The 17,887-nt window shown below is 51.2% G+C and carries 18 protein-coding genes; 7 read left to right on the top strand and 11 right to left on the bottom strand.

Features of this window, described 5'->3' with window-relative positions:
* Nucleotides 1–220 precede the first annotated feature (220 nt).
* Nucleotides 221–1,282 (top strand): quinolinate synthase NadA, encoded by a 1,062-nt coding sequence (gene nadA / locus DRI82_RS01960; protein ID WP_114192009.1) that lies wholly within the window; start codon nt 221–223, stop codon nt 1,280–1,282.
* 55 nt (nt 1,283–1,337) lie between these two features.
* Nucleotides 1,338–2,063, top strand: a complete 726-nt coding sequence (gene pnuC / locus DRI82_RS01965) for a nicotinamide riboside transporter PnuC (protein WP_114191809.1) — start codon at nt 1,338–1,340, stop codon at nt 2,061–2,063.
* A gap of 53 nt (nt 2,064–2,116) precedes the next feature.
* Here the strand turns inward: pnuC and zitB are convergent, their stop codons facing one another.
* Together zitB and DRI82_RS01975 are read right to left on the bottom strand one after the other, a co-directional pair.
* Nucleotides 2,117–3,058, bottom strand: a complete 942-nt coding sequence (gene zitB, locus DRI82_RS01970) for a CDF family zinc transporter ZitB (RefSeq protein WP_114191810.1) — start codon at nt 3,056–3,058, stop codon at nt 2,117–2,119.
* Between the two features lie 234 nt (nt 3,059–3,292).
* The gene (locus DRI82_RS01975; protein WP_114191811.1) at nt 3,293–3,631 is read right to left on the bottom strand and encodes a protein YbgS; all 339 of its coding nucleotides are present in this window, start codon (nt 3,629–3,631) and stop codon (nt 3,293–3,295) included.
* 306 nt (nt 3,632–3,937) lie between these two features.
* Here DRI82_RS01975 and aroG point away from each other — a divergent pair, with 306 nt between their 5' ends.
* The gene (aroG, locus tag DRI82_RS01980; RefSeq protein ID WP_114191812.1) at nt 3,938–4,990 is read left to right on the top strand and encodes a 3-deoxy-7-phosphoheptulonate synthase AroG; all 1,053 of its coding nucleotides are present in this window, start codon (nt 3,938–3,940) and stop codon (nt 4,988–4,990) included.
* 135 nt (nt 4,991–5,125) lie between these two features.
* Here the strand turns inward: aroG and gpmA are convergent, their stop codons facing one another.
* The 9 genes from gpmA to modE form a co-directional block, all read right to left on the bottom strand.
* Complete coding sequence (gene gpmA, locus DRI82_RS01985) at nt 5,126–5,878, bottom strand: 2,3-diphosphoglycerate-dependent phosphoglycerate mutase (RefSeq protein ID WP_114191813.1); 753 nt, start codon at nt 5,876–5,878, stop codon at nt 5,126–5,128.
* Nucleotides 5,879–6,108: 230 nt separating this feature from the next.
* Nucleotides 6,109–6,450, bottom strand: a complete 342-nt coding sequence (locus tag DRI82_RS01990) for a PsiF family protein (protein ID WP_114191814.1) — start codon at nt 6,448–6,450, stop codon at nt 6,109–6,111.
* A gap of 211 nt (nt 6,451–6,661) precedes the next feature.
* The gene (gene galM / locus DRI82_RS01995; RefSeq protein WP_114191815.1) at nt 6,662–7,750 is read right to left on the bottom strand and encodes a galactose-1-epimerase; all 1,089 of its coding nucleotides are present in this window, start codon (nt 7,748–7,750) and stop codon (nt 6,662–6,664) included.
* A complete protein-coding gene (gene galK, locus DRI82_RS02000) occupies nt 7,744–8,892 on the bottom strand; it encodes a galactokinase (protein ID WP_114191816.1) in 1,149 nt (382 codons plus the stop codon). Before galK ends, galM begins: the two co-directional genes overlap by 7 nt.
* The gene (gene galT / locus DRI82_RS02005) at nt 8,892–9,941 is read right to left on the bottom strand and encodes a galactose-1-phosphate uridylyltransferase (RefSeq protein ID WP_114191817.1); all 1,050 of its coding nucleotides are present in this window, start codon (nt 9,939–9,941) and stop codon (nt 8,892–8,894) included. Before galT ends, galK begins: the two co-directional genes overlap by 1 nt.
* 10 nt (nt 9,942–9,951) lie before the next feature.
* A complete protein-coding gene (galE, locus tag DRI82_RS02010) occupies nt 9,952–10,968 on the bottom strand; it encodes a UDP-glucose 4-epimerase GalE (protein ID WP_114191818.1) in 1,017 nt (338 codons plus the stop codon).
* 281 nt (nt 10,969–11,249) lie between these two features.
* Nucleotides 11,250–11,822, bottom strand: a complete 573-nt coding sequence (locus DRI82_RS02015) for a cysteine hydrolase family protein (protein ID WP_114191819.1) — start codon at nt 11,820–11,822, stop codon at nt 11,250–11,252.
* A gap of 132 nt (nt 11,823–11,954) precedes the next feature.
* Nucleotides 11,955–13,424, bottom strand: a complete 1,470-nt coding sequence (modF, locus tag DRI82_RS02020; RefSeq protein ID WP_114191820.1) for a molybdate ABC transporter ATP-binding protein ModF — start codon at nt 13,422–13,424, stop codon at nt 11,955–11,957.
* A 124-nt stretch (nt 13,425–13,548) separates the two neighbouring features.
* Nucleotides 13,549–14,340 carry a molybdenum-dependent transcriptional regulator gene (gene modE / locus DRI82_RS02025; protein ID WP_114191821.1) on the bottom strand — a complete coding sequence of 264 codons (792 nt, stop codon included), beginning with the start codon at nt 14,338–14,340 and terminating at the stop codon, nt 13,549–13,551.
* A 220-nt stretch (nt 14,341–14,560) separates the two neighbouring features.
* Between modE and DRI82_RS02030 the strand changes: the two genes are divergently transcribed.
* From DRI82_RS02030 to modC, 4 genes are all read left to right on the top strand, one after another.
* A complete protein-coding gene (locus DRI82_RS02030; protein ID WP_114191822.1) occupies nt 14,561–14,716 on the top strand; it encodes an AcrZ family multidrug efflux pump-associated protein in 156 nt (51 codons plus the stop codon).
* A 161-nt stretch (nt 14,717–14,877) separates the two neighbouring features.
* Nucleotides 14,878–15,684: a molybdate ABC transporter substrate-binding protein gene (gene modA / locus DRI82_RS02035; protein ID WP_425452616.1), complete on the top strand. Its 807-nt coding sequence runs from the start codon at nt 14,878–14,880 to the stop codon at nt 15,682–15,684.
* Entirely contained in the window at nt 15,681–16,370 is a 690-nt protein-coding gene (modB, locus tag DRI82_RS02040) for a molybdate ABC transporter permease subunit (RefSeq protein WP_114191823.1), read from the top strand. Before modA ends, modB begins: the two co-directional genes overlap by 4 nt.
* Complete coding sequence (gene modC / locus DRI82_RS02045) at nt 16,370–17,428, top strand: molybdenum ABC transporter ATP-binding protein ModC (RefSeq protein WP_114191824.1); 1,059 nt, start codon at nt 16,370–16,372, stop codon at nt 17,426–17,428. The genes modB and modC overlap by 1 nt, the downstream gene beginning before the upstream one ends.
* Nucleotides 17,429–17,887: the final 459 nt, after the last annotated feature.

Consider the following 17,887-nt stretch of genomic DNA (forward strand, 5'->3'; position numbering starts at 1 on the left):
TCATTCGCCATGCGCTTAACGCACGAATTTCTCCCTAAATCAGGCGGAAACCCCCACTTATTTTACTTGACTAAACAGATATTGCCGAATGTGACATAATTAAGGCGACATTGGCGAGGGTTTGGAGTATTTTGTTTAGCATACAAAACAAATGGCGTCCTGTTGGACACACCAGACATTTTGATTCCGGGAGTAATTCTGGAAGGTTGAGATGAAGAGCATGAGCGAAACATTAGATCTGAATGCCACAGTATATCCTTTCCCGCCCAAGCCCGTCGCGCTTAATGTCGACGAAAAGCGTGCGTACCGCGAGAAAATCAAACTGTTGCTGAAAAAGCGCAATGCAGTGATCGTGGCTCACTACTATACCGATCCGGAAATTCAGTCCCTGGCTGAAGAGACTGGCGGTTGCGTAGCTGACTCGTTGGAGATGGCCCGGTTTGGAAGTACTCATCCGGCAACGACACTTTTGGTTGCTGGCGTCAGATTTATGGGTGAAACGGCAAAAATACTCAATCCCGAAAAAACAGTCCTGATGCCAACGCTCAAGGCTGAATGTTCGCTGGATCTGGGATGCCCGGAAGATGAGTTTGCGGCTTTCTGCGACAGCCATCCTGATCGTACCGTTGTGGTCTACGCCAATACGTCAGCTGCGGTTAAAGCACGCGCCGACTGGGTGGTGACATCAAGCATCGCCGTTGAGCTGATTGAACATCTGGATAGTCTGGGTGAAAAGATCATTTGGGCACCGGATCGCCATTTAGGCAATTACGTCCAGAAACAGACGGGTGCTGATGTGCTCTGCTGGCAAGGTGCCTGTATCGTTCACGATGAGTTTAAAACCCAGGCATTGAGTCAAATGAAGGCGCTGTATCCTGGCGCGGCAGTGCTGGTACACCCGGAATCACCGCAGGCGGTCGTTGATATGGCCGATGCCGTGGGATCGACTAGTCAACTGATTCAGGCGGCCAAAAACCTGCCTAATCAGCAACTGATTGTCGCCACCGACCGCGGTATTTTTTACAAAATGCAGCAGGCATGTCCGGAAAAAGAGCTGTTCGAAGCGCCAACGGCAGGAGAGGGAGCCACGTGCCGTACTTGCGCGCATTGCCCGTGGATGGCGATGAATGGCCTTAAAGCGATTGCTGACGGCCTTGAAGAGGGTGGAGAGCGCCACGAGGTGCATGTTGATGGTGCGTTGCGTCAGAAGGCGCTGGTGCCGTTGAATCGCATGCTGGATTTTGCCACTGAATTGAAGCTGAAAGTGAAAGGAAACGCCTAACACCTTATTCACTGGCGCAAAGCGATAGCCGATCATTAATCGACGGAGAAGTACGATGGATTTTTTCAGTACCAGCAATATCTTGATTCATATTCCAATAGGTACGGGCGGGTACGATCTGTCATGGATCGAAGCGATCGGCACGCTGTTTGGTTTGCTCTGTATCTGGTATGCCAGCAAAGAGAAACTGATTAACTACCTGTTCGGTTTGATTAACGTCACGCTTTTTGCCGTGATTTTTTTCCAGATTCAGCTTTACGCCAGTCTATTGCTACAGGTTTTTTTCTTCGTTGCCAATATTTACGGTTGGTATGCATGGAGTCGTCAGAACGCCGATCAGCAGGCCGAACTGCAAATTCGTTGGCTGTCATTACCAAAAGCCATTATTTGGGCATTGGTATGCATCGCTGGCATTGCGTTCATGACCTTCAATATCGATGTTGTTTTTGCCTGGCTGAGTCGCATCGCCGTTTCGGTGATGCAGTCGATTGGCCTGAATGTGCAAATGCCAGAGTTGCAGCCTGACGCATTCCCATTCTGGGATTCCACCATGATGGTTCTGTCGATTGCCGCGATGATCCTGATGACGCGGAAATATGTTGAGAACTGGTTGCTGTGGGTAGTGATTGACGTGATCAGCGTGGCGATTTTTGCCTGGCAGGGTGTCTACGCGATGGCGTTGGAATATGTCATTCTGACTCTTATCGCACTCAATGGCTCGTGGCTGTGGATTAAGAGCGCCAGCAAAAACCATTCACGCCCCTTGGCAGCAAAAGCGTAGCGACGTAGAAAGGAATCACTCTCAGGCCACCGTTACGCGGTGGCCTGTTCATTTCAATGATGATGATGGTGATGCGCGTGAACCGTTGGTTCGCTGCTGACCTCATTGATTAAGCAGTCGGGCATGTCGCAATGTTGATATTCCATCTGAATCGTCGCATGCCCAATACGGTATTTTTGCAACAGATAGCGTTGAATCCGCTGGAGCAAGGCGTCGTGATCGTGAGGGGGAATAACCTGGGCGTGAAGCGTCATTAGCCTCTGCTCACCGATCTGCCAGACATGGACGTGGTGAACGTTCCGCACTTCTGGAATATTCAGACAGAGATCTTTGCGTAGCGCGACAATATTTATTTCCTGCGGCGTACCTTCCAGTAACTCGTGGAAACTCTCTTTCAGCAATGCCCAGGCACTGCGTAAAACCAGGCATGAGACCAATACGGACAAGATCGGGTCGATGGGTGTCCAGCCGGTCTTCATGATAACGAGTGCAGCGACGATCGCACCCATCGATCCCAGTAGATCCCCTAAAACATGCAATGCCGCGGCACGCACATTGATATTTGATTTCGCCTCACCCCGATGCAGCAGCCAGAAAGAAAAAATATTGGCCAGTAAACCAGCAACGGCGACGACCAACATGGTGCCACCGAGCACCGGCTGCGGCATCATAAAACGGCGGATCGCTTCCCAGACAATCAATACGACAATTACCAGCAATGCAGCGGCATTGACAAAGGCAGCCAGGGTCGTGAGGCGCAGATAGCCAAACGTATGGCGCTCGTTGGGTTTGCGCTGTGAGAAGTGCACCGCCATCAACGCGACCAGCAACGCGGCAGAATCAGTCAGCATATGTCCGGCATCAGCCAATAACGCCAATGATCCAGAGATCAGCCCACCAATGATCTCGATAACCATGAAACCCGCAGTGACCAGAAACGCCATCAGCAGTCGTCTGCTATTGCTATCTTTTGGCATGAAATGAGAACCCGACATTCTTGCTCCTTTGCGTTAAGTTCAGGTTGCGTGCCACATCATCTTTCATCTTATATTGAGTTCATTACGGTTGATGGGATGATCATCTACCACCAGCAGGACAGGCACAATAAGGCTCAAGATAAGGAATCAAGGTTTAGCATATCGTAATGCGGATCGGTTGCAAATCTACCGGGGGAATGAAGTGGGGGAGAAACAAACGGCGGGGAGAGACCCGCCGTGGAGGACCATTAATTACTGGCCAGTTGCTTTAGACTCGTCGGTTCCCGGTGTCTGGTCGGGACAACGACCATCTTTACACATGGTTTTTTCATGATCCTTGGCTGCACTGCTCGGCTCCGTAGGGGTAGAAGACGTGCCGGAAGTGGTATTGGTGTTGGTTGAGCCGGGATTAATCTGGCTGTTATCTACACCTTTCGGTGCCATGTTGTCCTTGGAGCCAGTGCTCTCGGACTGATTCGCCATACCGTTGTTATCGCTCGAACCCGTAGTGGAACTCGTATCCGCAGCCAATACTGCGCCACTGCCCAACGTTATTGCTGTAGCCAAAAAAATCATCGCGAATTTATTCATATCATTGACTCCGTATATGATGTGTTGGTTTATCTGATGGCATCACTGTGAACAGTGAGTACAGCTAACGTCTTAGCTGAAGGGCGCCCCGGGTAAAACCCGATGCAGTTAGCGGGTGTTGAAGCATAAAGTCTGCATCGTCATCGGTGCGTATGCATACCTTAAAGCCTAGCTGATGATTCAGCGTTGGCAATGCACGCCGCCTTTTCATCGATGCCAAAGTCGATTTACAGCAGCGCGCTGAAAAGCTAGATTGGGACAGCCAAGCGTTTGCGCTTTACCCCCGAAATACCGAATGGAAAAGTTATGAATTACCAAAATGACGATTTACGCATCAAAGAAATAAAGGAACTTCTGCCTCCTGTCGCCCTGTTAGAGAAATTTCCCGCCACCAGTAAGGCAGCAGAAACGGTATCCCTGGCCCGCAGCGCAATACATAAGATATTGAAAGGCAATGACGATCGCCTGCTGGTAGTGATTGGTCCCTGTTCCATTCATGACATAGTGGCTGCAAAAGAATACGCAGCACGCTTATTGCAAATCCGTGAAGAATTGCAGGGCGAGCTGGAAATTGTAATGCGTGTCTATTTTGAAAAACCGCGCACCACTGTCGGTTGGAAAGGGTTGATTAACGATCCACACATGGACAACAGCTACCAGATTAATGATGGTTTACGGGTAGCACGTAAATTGTTGCTGGATATTAATGACAGCGGTCTACCGACAGCCGGCGAGTTCCTGGATATGATCACACCGCAATATCTGGCGGATCTGATGAGTTGGGGCGCGATTGGTGCGCGTACCACCGAGTCCCAGGTGCACCGCGAGTTGGCATCTGGACTTTCCTGCCCTGTTGGTTTTAAAAATGGCACCGACGGCACCATTAAAGTGGCGATCGATGCCATCAATGCTGCAGGGGCGCCGCACTGCTTCCTGTCCGTGACCAAATGGGGTCATTCCGCGATTGTGAATACCAGCGGAAATGGCGACTGCCACATCATTCTGCGCGGCGGAAAAGTGCCGAACTACAGCGCCGCAGACGTGAAAGCGGTCAAAGAGGGTTTGGCAAAAGCAGAATTGCCTACACAAGTCATGATCGACTTCAGTCATGCAAACAGCAGCAAGCAGTTCAAAAAGCAGCTTGAAGTGAGCACCGACGTCAGCCATCAGATCGCTTCAGGTGATAAGAGCATCATGGGTGTGATGATTGAAAGTCATCTGGTTGAAGGTAATCAGAATCTGGAGAGCGGCGAGCCACTGGCCTACGGCAAAAGCATTACCGATGCCTGTATTGGTTGGGATGATACTGTAGTGGTATTGAAACAGCTCGCCAATGCGGTGAAAGCACGTCGCGGTTAAGCGATCTTCAGAACTGACGGTCTGGTGCCCAATAAAAAACCGCTCGCGTCACACGAGCGGTTTTTGTTTTTATACAGGCTAACTATTACGTGCCATGCAGTACGTGCCATGCAGTACGTGCTATAGCGCGGAGGATTACTTCGCTTTACCCTGGTTTGCAACGGCAGCCGCTTTTGCAGCCACTTCGTCAGCATTACCCAGGTAATAACGTTTGATGGGTTTCAGATTTTCGTCAAACTCATAAACCAGCGGAACCCCCGTTGGGATATTCAGTTCCAGAATCTCTTCTTCGCTCAGATTATCCAGATACTTCACCAAAGCACGCAGCGAGTTACCGTGGGCGGCAACAATCACACGATCGCCGCTTTCGATGCGCGGTTTGATCACATCAGTCCAATAAGGAATCACGCGCTCAATGGTGGACGCCAGGCTTTCGGTAACGGGCAACTCTTCAGCGCTCAGTTTTGCATAGCGCGGATCGTGACCTGGGAAGCGATCGTCATCTTTGGTCAATTCTGGTGGGGTCACCGCAAAACCACGACGCCACTGTTTAACTTGCTCATCACCGTATTTTTCAGCGGTTTCGGATTTGTTCAGACCTTGCAATGCGCCGTAGTGACGCTCGTTCAGCTTCCAGGATTTTTCAACCGGCAGCCATTGTTGATCCAACCCATCGAGTACGTTCCACAAAGTATGGATGGCGCGTTTCAGCACAGAGGTATAAGCAAAGTCGAAGCTAAAGCCTTCATCTTTAAGCAATTGACCTGCTTGCATAGCTTCGGTACGGCCTTTATCAGACAGATCAACATCGGTCCAACCAGTGAAGCGGTTTTCTTTATTCCACTCACTCTCACCATGTCTTACCAGAACCAGCTTCGTTACTGCCATAGCTAAACTCCTTAATTTACTGAATTTTCAATGAGAACAATTATCATTATATTGCCTGACTGCCACTCACAGCAATCGGAATGTGTGCGATATCACAATGTTGACTGCAGCCGATCCTATAATTGAGGGTAATCTATTGACTTTAACCATAACCAATTTTGCAGAATAAAGTAAAACGAAACGCGCGACAGGGGAAATCACTGCCGCGTGGGGTCTTTTCAACGTGTCGATCAGGATGATTTTTTCAGGCACTGACTCATAAAGGTTTTGCGCTCATCGCCTTTAAGCTCTTGTTTGGCAGCGTCAGCATTACAGGTTTTCATCTTCATTTGCTGCGGCGTCATTTTATTCGCGGGATTGATTTGGGCCGATAGACACTGGCTCATAAACTTTTTGCGGTCATCACCCTTGAGTGATTGAGTCGCTGCCTGCTGATTACAATCGGTCATCTTTTGTTGCTGGGCGAGTTGAGCCGCGGAAGGCGTTTTCTCTACGGCAGAGGTGCTGGCCGCCAGTGTAGCGCTGCTAAACAGCAAACAGGCTAACAGAGGAAATACGGACGTTGTGCGCATACAGATTCCTTACTTTCATCACAGTAATACGTTCATCACGGTAACGTAAGCGTAGAATGCCGATGCTGGAAAGGAGTGGGAAAGTGGGGCGGATGTGCAGATTGTCACAAAAACAGGGCCTGAATCTAAACAGAACGGGAATGCCAGAGTATCCCCGTTCTGTTTTTTACCCGATTAAAACGTATTCGGTAAAAAGAGTACGTAAATCGACTTACAGGGCAAAGAAGTGGTAAATGGTTGTCGAACGGTACTGTTTGCCCGGTTTCAACCAGCACGTCGGCTGCGGCCATTCAGGATGGTTTGGGCTGTCCGGTAAAAACTCGCTTTCCAACGCAACGCCGCTGTAACTGGCGTATTCACCGCCGGAACGATTGGGCGTACCAGCCAAAAAGTTACCACTATAGAGCTGCAGGGCAGGGGCCGAGGTATAGACGCTCATCTTGACTTTGCTGTCTGCAGACCAAAGATGCGCGGCAGGGTTGTCGGTCGCGCCACAGGTTCTATGTAGCAGATAGGCATGGTCGTAGCCCTTTACTCGCTGTTGATCGCGATCTTTGAGGAAGTCTTGTGCCAGCGTTTTTGGCTGGCGGAAATCCATCCCGGTATTGTCTACGCTGGTCAGTTCGGCACACGGAATTCCATCGCTATCTACCGGCAGGAAACGATCGGCAAACAGTTGCAGGGTTTGTTTGCGCGCATCATGCCCTTCACCGTCCAGATTGAAATAGGCGTGGTTGGTAAGGTTAACCGGGCAAGGTTTATCAACCGTTGCCAGATAATCAATTTCCATACGGTTATCATCGGTGAGTGTGTAGGTCACCGTTGCGGTAAAGTCGCCGGGAAAACCCTGATCGTTATCCGCAGAATGGATTTGATAGGTAATCTGCTGCGGGCTTTGACGGCTTATTTGCCAGCGTCGCGCATGAAAACCATCCGGTCCGCCATGCAACTGATGAACTCCCTGATTCGCCAGCAGTAAGTGTAGTTGCCCGTCGATTTGCAGTTGTGCGCGGGCAATCCGGTTGGCATAACGGCCAACGGTTGCTCCCAGATACGCGCTCTGATGCAAGTAATCTCCCGGCGTCTGGCAACCGAGCAGTAACTCGCGTTTTTCGCCGTCAGCCAGTGGCAATACTGCAGAGAGCCAGGTGGCACCCCAATCCATCAGTGTCGTGGTCATTCCCTGCCTATTCTTCAATGTGCTGAGCTGGAATGGCTGCCCATCAGGGGCAAGCTGCTTTTTCTCCGGTTCAATATGATGAGTTTGGGGGGCGAGTTGATAGTTCTCGGGTTTTAGCATGGTCCGGCTCCGTCAGTGGGCTGGCAGACGTAAAACGTCTCTTTCAGACCTGTTTGCGCAGGATATTCGCGGGCAACAGTGGCTTGCACTTCATCTACCAAATCAGAAGGTATCAGGGCCACGATACAGCCACCAAAACCGCCGCCGGTCATGCGTACACCACCACGTTCACCGATAACTGATTTGACAATCTCAACCAGGGTATCAATGGGAGGAACGGTGATCTCAAAGTCATCACGCATGGAGGCATGTGACTCCGCCATGAGTTGCCCCATTTTTTTCAGATCACCTTTCGCCAGTGCATCTGCGGCGGCCAGCGTCCGGTCATTCTCCGTAATGACGTGGCGTGCACGGCGTGACACCACCGGATCCAACTCATCAGAAATTGAGAAAAACAGGGTAGGATCAACATCACGCAGCGCTTTTACGCCAAAAAAACGTGCGGCAACTTCACACTGTTCACGACGGGCGTTGTATTCACTGTCAACCAGGCCCCGTTTCACATTTGAATTGATAATGACGACCGACACATTTTTGGGCATGGAAACGGCGCGGGTTTCCAGTGAACGGCAGTCGATCAGCAACGCATGGCCAGCCTTGCCCAACGCAGAAATCAGTTGATCCATAATGCCGCAGTTGCAGCCAACAAACTGGTTTTCAGCCTCCTGGCCATTCAATGCCAGTGCAACACCGTCCAGTGGCAGATGATAAAGAGATTGCAGCGCCTGACCCACCGCGACTTCCAGCGATGCCGACGAGCTCAGGCCAGCCCCCTGCTGAACATTGCCGCTGATGACCATATCGACGCCGTCGAAATCAGCGTTACGCTGTTGCAGGTGTTTTATCACCCCACGCACATAATTTGCCCATGGCAATTGCTTGCTGCTGAGGATCGGTTCGTCGAGTGAAAAGATATCTTCCTGATCGTCATAATCCACCGCAATGACCCGGATCTTGCGGTCATCGCGTTTGGCGCAACTGATCACGGTTTCATAATTGATGGCACAAGGCAGCACGAAGCCATCATTGTAATCAGTATGTTCGCCAATCAGATTGACCCGACCAGGTGCCTTTACCGTGATTTCTGGCTGATAACCGAATTCCTGGCTGAATGTATGCTGCGTTTTTTCTTTCAAGGTCATCATTTCACTCCGGTTTCACGGTAATGGACATCGCTGACTGCGCGCAGGCGTTCAGCGGCCTGTTCGGCGGTAAGATCGCGCTGGGTTTCTGCCAGCATTTCATAACCGACCATAAATTTACGCACCGATGCAGAGCGCAGCAGCGGCGGGTAGAAGTGCGCATGCAATTGCCAGTGCTGGTGGTCGCCTGTGGTATACGGTGCACCGTGCCATCCCATTGAGTAGGGGAATGAGCACTGGAACAGATTGTCATAACGGCTGGTTAATTTTTTCAGCGCCAACGCCAAATCACGGCGTTGTTCATCGCTCAGATCGGTGATGCGCAGAACCTGCGTTTTTGGCAGCAACAGTGTTTCAAAGGGCCACGCGGCCCAGTAAGGAACTACCGCCAGCCAATGTTCAGTTTCAACGACGGTTCTGCTGCCGTCCGCCATTTCACGCTTGGCATAGTCGAGCAGCATGGATGAGCCCTGACGTTGCAGGTAATCGCGTTGCAACCGATCTTCGCGTTCGGCTTCATTCGGCAGAAAACTGTTGGCCCAGATCTGGCCGTGCGGATGCGGATTCGAGCATCCCATTGCCGCGCCTTTATTCTCAAAAACCTGCACCCACGGATAGGTTTTACCCAAGTCAGCACTCTGCTCCTGCCAGGTTTTCACTACCGCGTCCAATGCCTCGAGTGACAGTTGCGGCAGCGTTTTACTGTGATCCGGCGAGAAACAGATGACCCGACTGGTTCCCCGCGCGCTCTGGCTGCGCATCAACGGATCGTCACTTTCCGGCGCTTGTGGCGTATCCGGCATCAATGCAGCGAAATCATTGGTAAACACATAGGTGTTTTTATAATCAGGATTCACATCGCCCGTCACACGGGTATTCCCCGGACACAAAAAACAGTCGGGATCGTGACTCGGCAGCACGTCTTGCGATGGCGTCTCCTGTTGCCCTTGCCATGGTCGCTTGGCACGGTGCGGCGACACCAAAATCCATTGATCCGTAAGGGGGTTATAACGCCGATGCGGATGATCGACGGGGTTAAATTCTGACATTCTCATTCCTTTAATCCGGATAGCCCTGGGGGTTGGCTGACTGCCAGCGCCAGGTATCTGCTGCCATATCGTCAAGTGAGCGACTGACCCGCCAGTTCAAATCTTTCGCTGCTTTCTCTGGGTCTGCCCAATAGGCAGGCAAATCGCCATCACGGCGTGGCGCAAAGCGGTAAGCGACTTTTTTACCGCTGGCCTTGCTGAAGGCATCGACCACTTGCAGAACGCTGTAACCGTAGCCTGCCCCTAAATTATAGATATGAACACCCGGCTGGTTGTGCAGCGTTTTCATTGCTGCCAGATGGCCGTCAGCCAAATCGACAACATGAATATAATCGCGCACGCCAGTGCCATCCTCGGTCGGATAGTCGTTGCCAAAAATCGCCAGGGAATCACGACGGCCAACGGCCACCTGCGCAATATAAGGCATCAGGTTATTCGGTGTGCCCTGCGGATCTTCGCCCATCAGCCCCGACGGGTGGGCACCTACCGGATTGAAATAGCGCAGGATAGTCATGCTCCAGTCACTTTCCGCTTTTTGCAGATCTTGCAGAATCTGCTCGACCATCAGTTTGCTGCGGCCATAAGGGCTGGACGGAGTACCGGTTGGGAAACTTTCGGTATATGGGATTTTCGGTTGATCGCCGTACACGGTGGCGGAGGAGCTGAAAATCAGGTTTTTCACGTTCGCTTCGCGCATGGCTTCCAGCAGCGTCAACGTGCCGTTGACATTATTGTCGTAATAGGCCAAGGGTTTGGCAACGGACTCACCCACCGCTTTCAGACCCGCAAAATGAATGACTGCGTGAATGGCATGACGGGTAAAAATATCAGCCAGCACCTGACGGTCACGGATATCACCCTGATAGAAAACGGGGGTTTTACCGGTCAGCGTGGTCATACGCTCCAGTACCGCGGACTTGCTGTTGCATAGGTTATCGAGGATGACCGGGGTATAACCGGCTTCCAACAGTTGCACGCAGGTGTGACTACCAATGTAACCGCTACCACCTGTGACTAAAACGTACATACTTTGCTCCTTGATCGGGTCAATGCCAGAAAAGATAGCATGCTCTACGAGGGAAAAAGGTGATCCAGACTAAATAAATGGAATCGTTTACACTCGCAATCTTAGCATGGTTATTGAGAGATGAGAATGCGGTGATGCTGACGATTACGCTGTAAAGCCCTATGGCAAGGCGCGAGAGAGGCTTGAATCCATAAAGCAACCTGTCTTACAGGGTATGGGGTTAAGTGTAACCGCTACCATAGTGGCTTTTGTATCGCAAAAGAAGCGGTTTTTTTAGTGACTTACTGATTCATCCAATCTGCAGAACTGCTGATAGTCGCCAGGTTTTGTAACGTTTCCATACTCTGCAGATGGGCGTCCAGGGTTGGAGCCGCACATAAATCCTGTAACACGGTGACCTGAAAGCCAAGGTCATGTGCTTGTCTTGTGGTGCTTTCAATTGCCAACTGTGAACTGATGCCGCCAAGCAATAAATGGTGGCAGCGATGTTGTTGCAGCCAACTGAGCAGGGCGTTTCCTGCAAACGCTGAAATCGCTTTTTTTTCAATGACTTTGTCATCGGCCAACACTTCCAGACCTGGCAACCATTGACAGCCGGGACCGCTGAGCCTCAGTGCACCAACCTGCTTGAGTGTGCTGAATAGCGGCGAATAGGGAGGGATATCCCGGTAAAAATCGTCGAATCCCACTCTGACCCAGATCACGGGGATTTTACGCACCCGCGCATAGGCAGCAGCCTGATTACTCTTGGCGACCAAATCGCGTTCGATGACCTGTTCATGGCAATGATTTGCGCGTCCTTTGGGGCCTGCCAAATCGTCAATCAGATCAATAATCATCAAGGCAGTGGACATCTCGTCTCCTCACTTTTTCAACTGTTATCTTTATGATAAATGGCAGGATGTGATGTGCTCGCGAGAAGTGTTGCGGGATATGTCATGCAGGTGCTTTTGGGCACCTGCCATACAAGAGTGAAACGGCGGGGGTTAGAGCGTATCCAATTGATAGCGATAGATATCGTCCTGTGGCACAAAGGTCAGGCGATGGGTAATGCACTGTGGCGCATCCTCCGCATGATGCGAAACAAATAACAATTGGGTATCGCCCTCACCGATCAGCACATCTATCCAGCGGCGCACCAACTGACGGTTCAGGGGATCAAGTCCCTGCAAAGGCTCATCGAGAATTAACAAGGTCGGATGTTTAACCAGCGCCCGGGCGATCAGCGCCAAACGTTGCTGGCCCCATGACAGACTGTGGAAAGGCGCGTCTGCCATCGTCCCGTTCAGTCCCAATAACGCCAGCCACTGGTTGGTGAGTTGTTGTTGGCGATCTGAAACCGCCTGATAAATGCCGATCGAATCAAAAAAACCGGACAGTATCACATTGCGCACGCTGGAACTGACGCGATAGTCGAGATGCAGACTGCCGCTGACATAGCCGATATGGCGTTTGATATCCCAAATGGTTTCACCACTTCCGCGGCGACGGCCAAACAGCGTCAGATCATTGCTATAGCCCTGGGCATGATCGCCAGTAACCAGACTGAGCAACGTAGATTTTCCTGCCCCATTGGGGCCGACAATTTGCCAGTGTTCGCCGGGGTTAACTTGCCAACTGAGGCCATGCAGAATAGGGCGATCGTTGTATTTCACCACGCCGTTGCGCAGAATAATGCAAGGGGAATCAGGAGGTAAGGTGTTGCGTTGCAGTGGGTTTTCCGTCTCGGGCAGTGACATGCCGTCCAGTTTTTCACTGTGTGCCAGTTGCGCAATCAACGCTTCAGACAGCACATCCTGACGGCTCCCTACCGTGGTCAGACTGCAATCTGCCAATACCCCTACGTGCTGTACAAAGTCGGGGATTTCATCAAAGCGGTTAAGCACCATCACCAGCGTATAGCCCTGTTTCGACAGCGAACCCAGCAGATCAGCAAGCTGCGCGCGGGAATTGACATCCAGCCCGTCGAACGGTTCATCCAGAATCAGCAGATCGGGTTCGGCCATTAGCAACTGACACAGCAGCGTTTTACGCGTTTCGCCAGTCGACAGATATTTAAAGCGACGAGAGAGCAGCGAAGTGATGCCAAACTGTTCTGCCAGTTGCTGGCACCGCGCGCTATTTTTCACCTCTTCCTGAATGATTTCCGCGGTAGTTCGACCGGTGTCATCTTCATCAGGGCTCAATAAATCGGTGTTATTGCGCTGCCACTCGTCGCTGACCAGTTTTTGCAACTGTTCGAAGGAGATTCGCGCGACGCGTTCGAAATCACTTTGGCGAGTGCCTTGCAGTTGCTTCAATTCACCCGCGAGCGCACGGGTCAGTACGGATTTTCCGCTGCCATTGGATCCAACAAACGCCCAGCTATCACCAGAGTTGATGGTTAATTCGGATAAATTCAGGGTACGGGTATCGCTGAGGCGGAAAATGCCTTGCGAAATATGCAATGACGACATAATTCATCTCTTTTTATGCAACTTATTTATGATTAGGGATAAGCCCTGAACGTCAGACAGTCAATTGACAAATTTGCAAACTGTTAAACCTGAATCTGCAAGATTTTGAAAGAAAACACCTTATTTAACACAGCGTCGCGACGATAACCCGATCGGCGTTGAATTGCGCAATGATATTCTGCCCAACCGCCAACGCCAGTTGTTGTACCTGTTGATTCGGCACAGTGGCACATAAGGTTTCGCCTCCGATCAACGTCAGCAGGATCTCGCTGTTTTCAGCCCCAGGCTGGATGCTGGCGACGTGGCAAGCGAGTTGGTTTTCCACCTCATCATTGGGGGCGGGTTGCTGGCAAAGTGTCACCCAGGGCGCTTTGATCAGTGCCAGAACTTCTTTACCCGGTTGCAACTGCAAACGGTTGGCGCTCTGCTCAGTAATCGCGGCGCGCAGACGGGTCGATCCATCCGCCAGAAGAATCTCGATATGTTGCTGAACCTGCAAGTGATCGCGTTCTACCACCGTGCCGAAAAATTGGTTGCGCGCACTGGTTTGCAATGAGAACCGGGAGATTGCCGCCAGCAGGCTGTCCAACGGCAGCGAATCATCTTTTAGAACATCAAACGCTTTCTGCTGAATTTGTGCGAGAAGATCGTAGAGTTGAATCAATCGTTCGCCATAGCGCGTCAATACTGCGCCGCCGCCGCCTTTGCCGCCGGTAGCGCGATCCACGAGCGTTTGCTCGGCCAATTGGTTCATCTCATAGATGGCATCCCAGGCGCTTTTATAACTGATGCCAGCCAGTTTGGCGCCCTGACTGATAGAACCTGTATGCCTGATTTGCTTGAGTAATTCGATACGGCGCGGATCGGCAAACAAGCGCTGCTGCAGTTTCAGGGTCAGAAGAATTTCAGCTTGCATAATAAGGTAGGGTCCAGACAGGTCGAATTATCCTTTCATTGTCACCCAAGAGCGGGTAGTGAGGCAAACCCATCGCCAGGGTAAAAGGGTTTTAATGCCAATGAATCAGGAAGGTGGCTAAAAGCTAAAGTAATCTGGCGCATTCATTGCTATTATTCATCCCAGTGCGTTATTGAAAGCGGCCTGTTTGCCGCATAACTGGCAGTTAAGTGAGGCTACCATGTTGGATTTGTTAATAAGTCTGGTCTTCGCCGTGATAATGGTACCCGTGGTGATGGCGGTGATTCTGGGCTTGATCTATGGTCTGGGAGAAGTTTTCAACGTTATCTCCAAAGTGGGTCATCCAAAAGAGAGCCACAGCAATCAACGCCATTGATTGACGCGTAGATTTTTCGGGAACCCGGCCTTTGTGCCGGGTTTTCTTTTTTAACGCGCTTTACATCAAGGTATCGGTTCATCAGCCGATAAATTGCATGACAACGTTCATTTATGCGTTATATTATTTTTTATATAACGAGTGCCACTCTGGAGAGCAAAATGAACGAAAAAGATAATTGCAAAAGTATGTCAGCTACAGGGAAGTGGATACGTTGGGCGGCGGTGACCGTCATGCTGGCGGGTGTCAGTACGCAAGGGATGGCAGCAGATAAAATTACCGTTTTTGCGGCAGCCTCCCTGACCAATGCATTGCAGGATATTGCGACCCAGTACCAGAAAGAAAAAAATGTTGAGGTGGTGTCATCCTTTGCCTCTTCTTCCACGCTGGCACGTCAGATAGAACAGGGCGCACCTGCGGATCTGTTTATCTCGGCTGACCAACAGTGGATGGATTATGCTATTGATAAAAAGCAGATGGTTGAGGACACCCGTTACACTCTGCTGGGGAATGAGTTGGTGCTGATTGCGCCTAAAAACAGCAAACTGGGCACTGTCGAGATCTCCTCTAAAACGGACTGGACTTCGCTGTTGGCCGGTGGACGTCTGGCCGTCGGCGACCCGGATCATGTTCCGGCCGGTCTGTATGCCAAAGAGGCATTACAGAAATTGGGTGCCTGGACGACATTGGAACCCACGATGGCGCGCGCCAATAACGTGCGCAGCGCCATGACGTTGGTTGAACGTGAAGAAGCGCCATTGGGAATTGTTTACGGTTCTGACGCCGTGGCCAGTGAAAAAGTGAAAGTTGTCGGTATGTTCCCGGAAGATAGCCATAAGCCAGTTGAATATCCGATGGCTATTGTTAAAGAACGTCAAACGCCTGTGGTCAGTGCTTTCTATAGCTATTTGAAAGGCCCTGAAGCGGCAGCCATCTTCAAAAAATATGGATTCTCCCCTAAACAATGATGTTGAGTGAATATGAATGGCAGGCTGTGATGCTCAGCCTGAAAGTATCCAGTCTGGCCGTAGTGTGCAGTCTGCCGTTTGGTATTCTGATGGCATGGATTTTGGTCCGCTGTCATTTTCCAGGCAAATCGTTGCTGGACAGTATCATTCACCTGCCGCTGGTTTTACCGCCAGTGGTAATAGGATATCTGTTGCTGATTGCCATGGGACGACGCGGGTTCATTGGCGAATGGCTTTATAGCTGGTTTGGTTTTAGCTTCAGCTTTAGTTGGCGCGGCGCGGCGCTGGCATCGGCTGTTGTCGCATTTCCGTTGATGGTGCGGGCAATCAGGATGTCGCTGGATGCCATCGATTTGCGGCTGGAACAGGCTGCGCGTACGCTCGGGGCCAATCCGTGGCGGGTATTTTTCACCATCACGCTTCCGCTGTCATTACCTGGAATTATTGTCGGTACCGTTCTGGCTTTCGCCCGCTCGCTGGGGGAATTTGGTGCCACCATTACTTTTGTCTCCAACATTCCCGGTGAGACGCGCACTATTCCATTGGCAATGTATACGCTTATCGAAACGCCCGGCGCTGAAGGTGCGGCAGCCCGGCTTTGTGTCATTGCCATCGTGCTCTCGCTGGCGTCATTGCTACTTTCCGAGTGGCTGGCGCGCTGGGGTCGGCGGCGTATGGGGGTCTGATGCTCGAAATTGATATCACTCAGCAACTGGGCGATCTCTCCCTCAGTGTCAACGCGTCGTTGCCTGCTCAGGGCATCACCGCTATTTTTGGTCTCTCCGGCGCAGGGAAAACCTCCCTGATTAATGTGATTGGCGGATTGACCCATCCAGATAGTGGCCGGATTACGCTTAATGACCGGGTGCTGGTGGATGTGGAAAAACGCATCTGCCTGCCACCGGAAAAACGCCGGATTGGCTATGTATTTCAGGATGCCCGCCTGTTTCCACACTATCGCGTGCGTGGAAACCTGCAATACGGCATGGCGGCAGGAATGCGTCCCCAGTTTGAGGCGATTGTCGAACTGCTTGGCATCGGACATCTTCTTGGCCGCATTCCGTTGACTCTCTCCGGTGGGGAAAAACAGCGGGTGGCGATTGGCCGCGCATTGCTGACTCGGCCTGAATTACTTTTGATGGATGAACCTCTGGCGTCGCTGGATTTGCCACGTAAACGCGAACTCCTTCCCTATCTTGAACGCCTGACGCATGAAGTAAAGATTCCGATTCTCTACGTTAGTCACAGCATGGATGAAATTCTGCGGCTGGCTGAAAAAGTCATGGTATTGGACGCCGGTAAAGTCCGCGCGGTAGGGAATCTTGAGGACGTCTGGGCCAGCAGTGCCTTGCGCCCCTGGCTGCAAAAAGATGAGCAAAGCAGCGTGCTGCAAGTCAACGTGCTCGAACATCACCAGCGTTACGCGATGAGTGCATTGGGACTCGGTGACCAACGTTTGTGGGTCAGTAAAGTCGATGCCGAATCCGGTTCACAATTGCGCATCCGCATCCATGCATCAGATGTCTCTTTAGTCATGCAACCCCCGACTGCCAGCAGTATTCGCAACGTATTGCCCGCCAAAGTACTGGAATGCATCAACGTCGATGATCAGGTTGAAGTCAAACTGGCCGTGGCCGACCACGTGCTGTGGGCGAGGATTTCACCCTGGGCCAGGGATGAGTTGATGATTAGGGTGGGGCAGTGGTTGTACGCACAAATCAAAAGCGTCTCCATTTCGAGGTGACAGGCTACTGCGCGTCGCCATTTCCCTCCCGGGCAGTGCTCGGACTCCTCACGTACATTAAGTACGCTCCGGGTCCTGCGCGCTGGCCGTGAGTGAACTCGGCTAGCTCGCTACGCCCTTTAGATTGACAATGAAAGGCAAATGAATTCGAGGTCTTGACCTTTACAATGCCCCATTTTAGGGGGAGCCGTAGGATGAGGTTCCCGGAGGGATGCCTCGCCTGCGGGTAGACCCGTGTATCTCGATATTAACGCTCGCTTACTGCGCTACGCCCTTGGCTTTTGATTAATCGGCGACTTCACAAATTCCTAAAAATCTATTTTTCCCATCCAATTTCGGACTCCGTTAGAACAACAACTAATAAGTTATGTCTTAATCCATGCTTACATTACTTCTATTCTTCATTGAATAACCGAAGCAAGCCATTTTTATTGGATTCCCTATTTTTCGTCGGTTGAA

Origin of the sequence: Edaphovirga cremea (genome assembly GCF_003332275.1) — a bacterium.
GTDB lineage: Bacteria > Pseudomonadota > Gammaproteobacteria > Enterobacterales > Enterobacteriaceae > Edaphovirga > Edaphovirga cremea.

Bases quoted from the DNA above. Each gene is read 5' to 3' on its own strand.
- nadA (WP_114192009.1), top strand. From the start codon at position 221: ATGAGCGAAACATTAGATCTGAATGCCACAGTATATCCTTTCCCGCCC.
- pnuC (WP_114191809.1), top strand. From the start codon at position 1,338: ATGGATTTTTTCAGTACCAGCAATATCTTGATTCATATTCCAATAGGT.
- zitB (WP_114191810.1), bottom strand. From the start codon at position 3,058: ATGTCGGGTTCTCATTTCATGCCAAAAGATAGCAATAGCAGACGACTG.
- DRI82_RS01975 (WP_114191811.1), bottom strand. From the start codon at position 3,631: ATGAATAAATTCGCGATGATTTTTTTGGCTACAGCAATAACGTTGGGC.
- aroG (WP_114191812.1), top strand. From the start codon at position 3,938: ATGAATTACCAAAATGACGATTTACGCATCAAAGAAATAAAGGAACTT.
- gpmA (WP_114191813.1), bottom strand. From the start codon at position 5,878: ATGGCAGTAACGAAGCTGGTTCTGGTAAGACATGGTGAGAGTGAGTGG.
- DRI82_RS01990 (WP_114191814.1), bottom strand. From the start codon at position 6,450: ATGCGCACAACGTCCGTATTTCCTCTGTTAGCCTGTTTGCTGTTTAGC.
- galM (WP_114191815.1), bottom strand. From the start codon at position 7,750: ATGCTAAAACCCGAGAACTATCAACTCGCCCCCCAAACTCATCATATT.
- galK (WP_114191816.1), bottom strand. From the start codon at position 8,892: ATGACCTTGAAAGAAAAAACGCAGCATACATTCAGCCAGGAATTCGGT.
- galT (WP_114191817.1), bottom strand. From the start codon at position 9,941: ATGTCAGAATTTAACCCCGTCGATCATCCGCATCGGCGTTATAACCCC.
- galE (WP_114191818.1), bottom strand. From the start codon at position 10,968: ATGTACGTTTTAGTCACAGGTGGTAGCGGTTACATTGGTAGTCACACC.
- DRI82_RS02015 (WP_114191819.1), bottom strand. From the start codon at position 11,822: ATGTCCACTGCCTTGATGATTATTGATCTGATTGACGATTTGGCAGGC.
- modF (WP_114191820.1), bottom strand. From the start codon at position 13,424: ATGTCGTCATTGCATATTTCGCAAGGCATTTTCCGCCTCAGCGATACC.
- modE (WP_114191821.1), bottom strand. From the start codon at position 14,340: ATGCAAGCTGAAATTCTTCTGACCCTGAAACTGCAGCAGCGCTTGTTT.
- DRI82_RS02030 (WP_114191822.1), top strand. From the start codon at position 14,561: ATGTTGGATTTGTTAATAAGTCTGGTCTTCGCCGTGATAATGGTACCC.
- modA (WP_425452616.1), top strand. From the start codon at position 14,878: ATGAACGAAAAAGATAATTGCAAAAGTATGTCAGCTACAGGGAAGTGG.
- modB (WP_114191823.1), top strand. From the start codon at position 15,681: ATGATGTTGAGTGAATATGAATGGCAGGCTGTGATGCTCAGCCTGAAA.
- modC (WP_114191824.1), top strand. From the start codon at position 16,370: ATGCTCGAAATTGATATCACTCAGCAACTGGGCGATCTCTCCCTCAGT.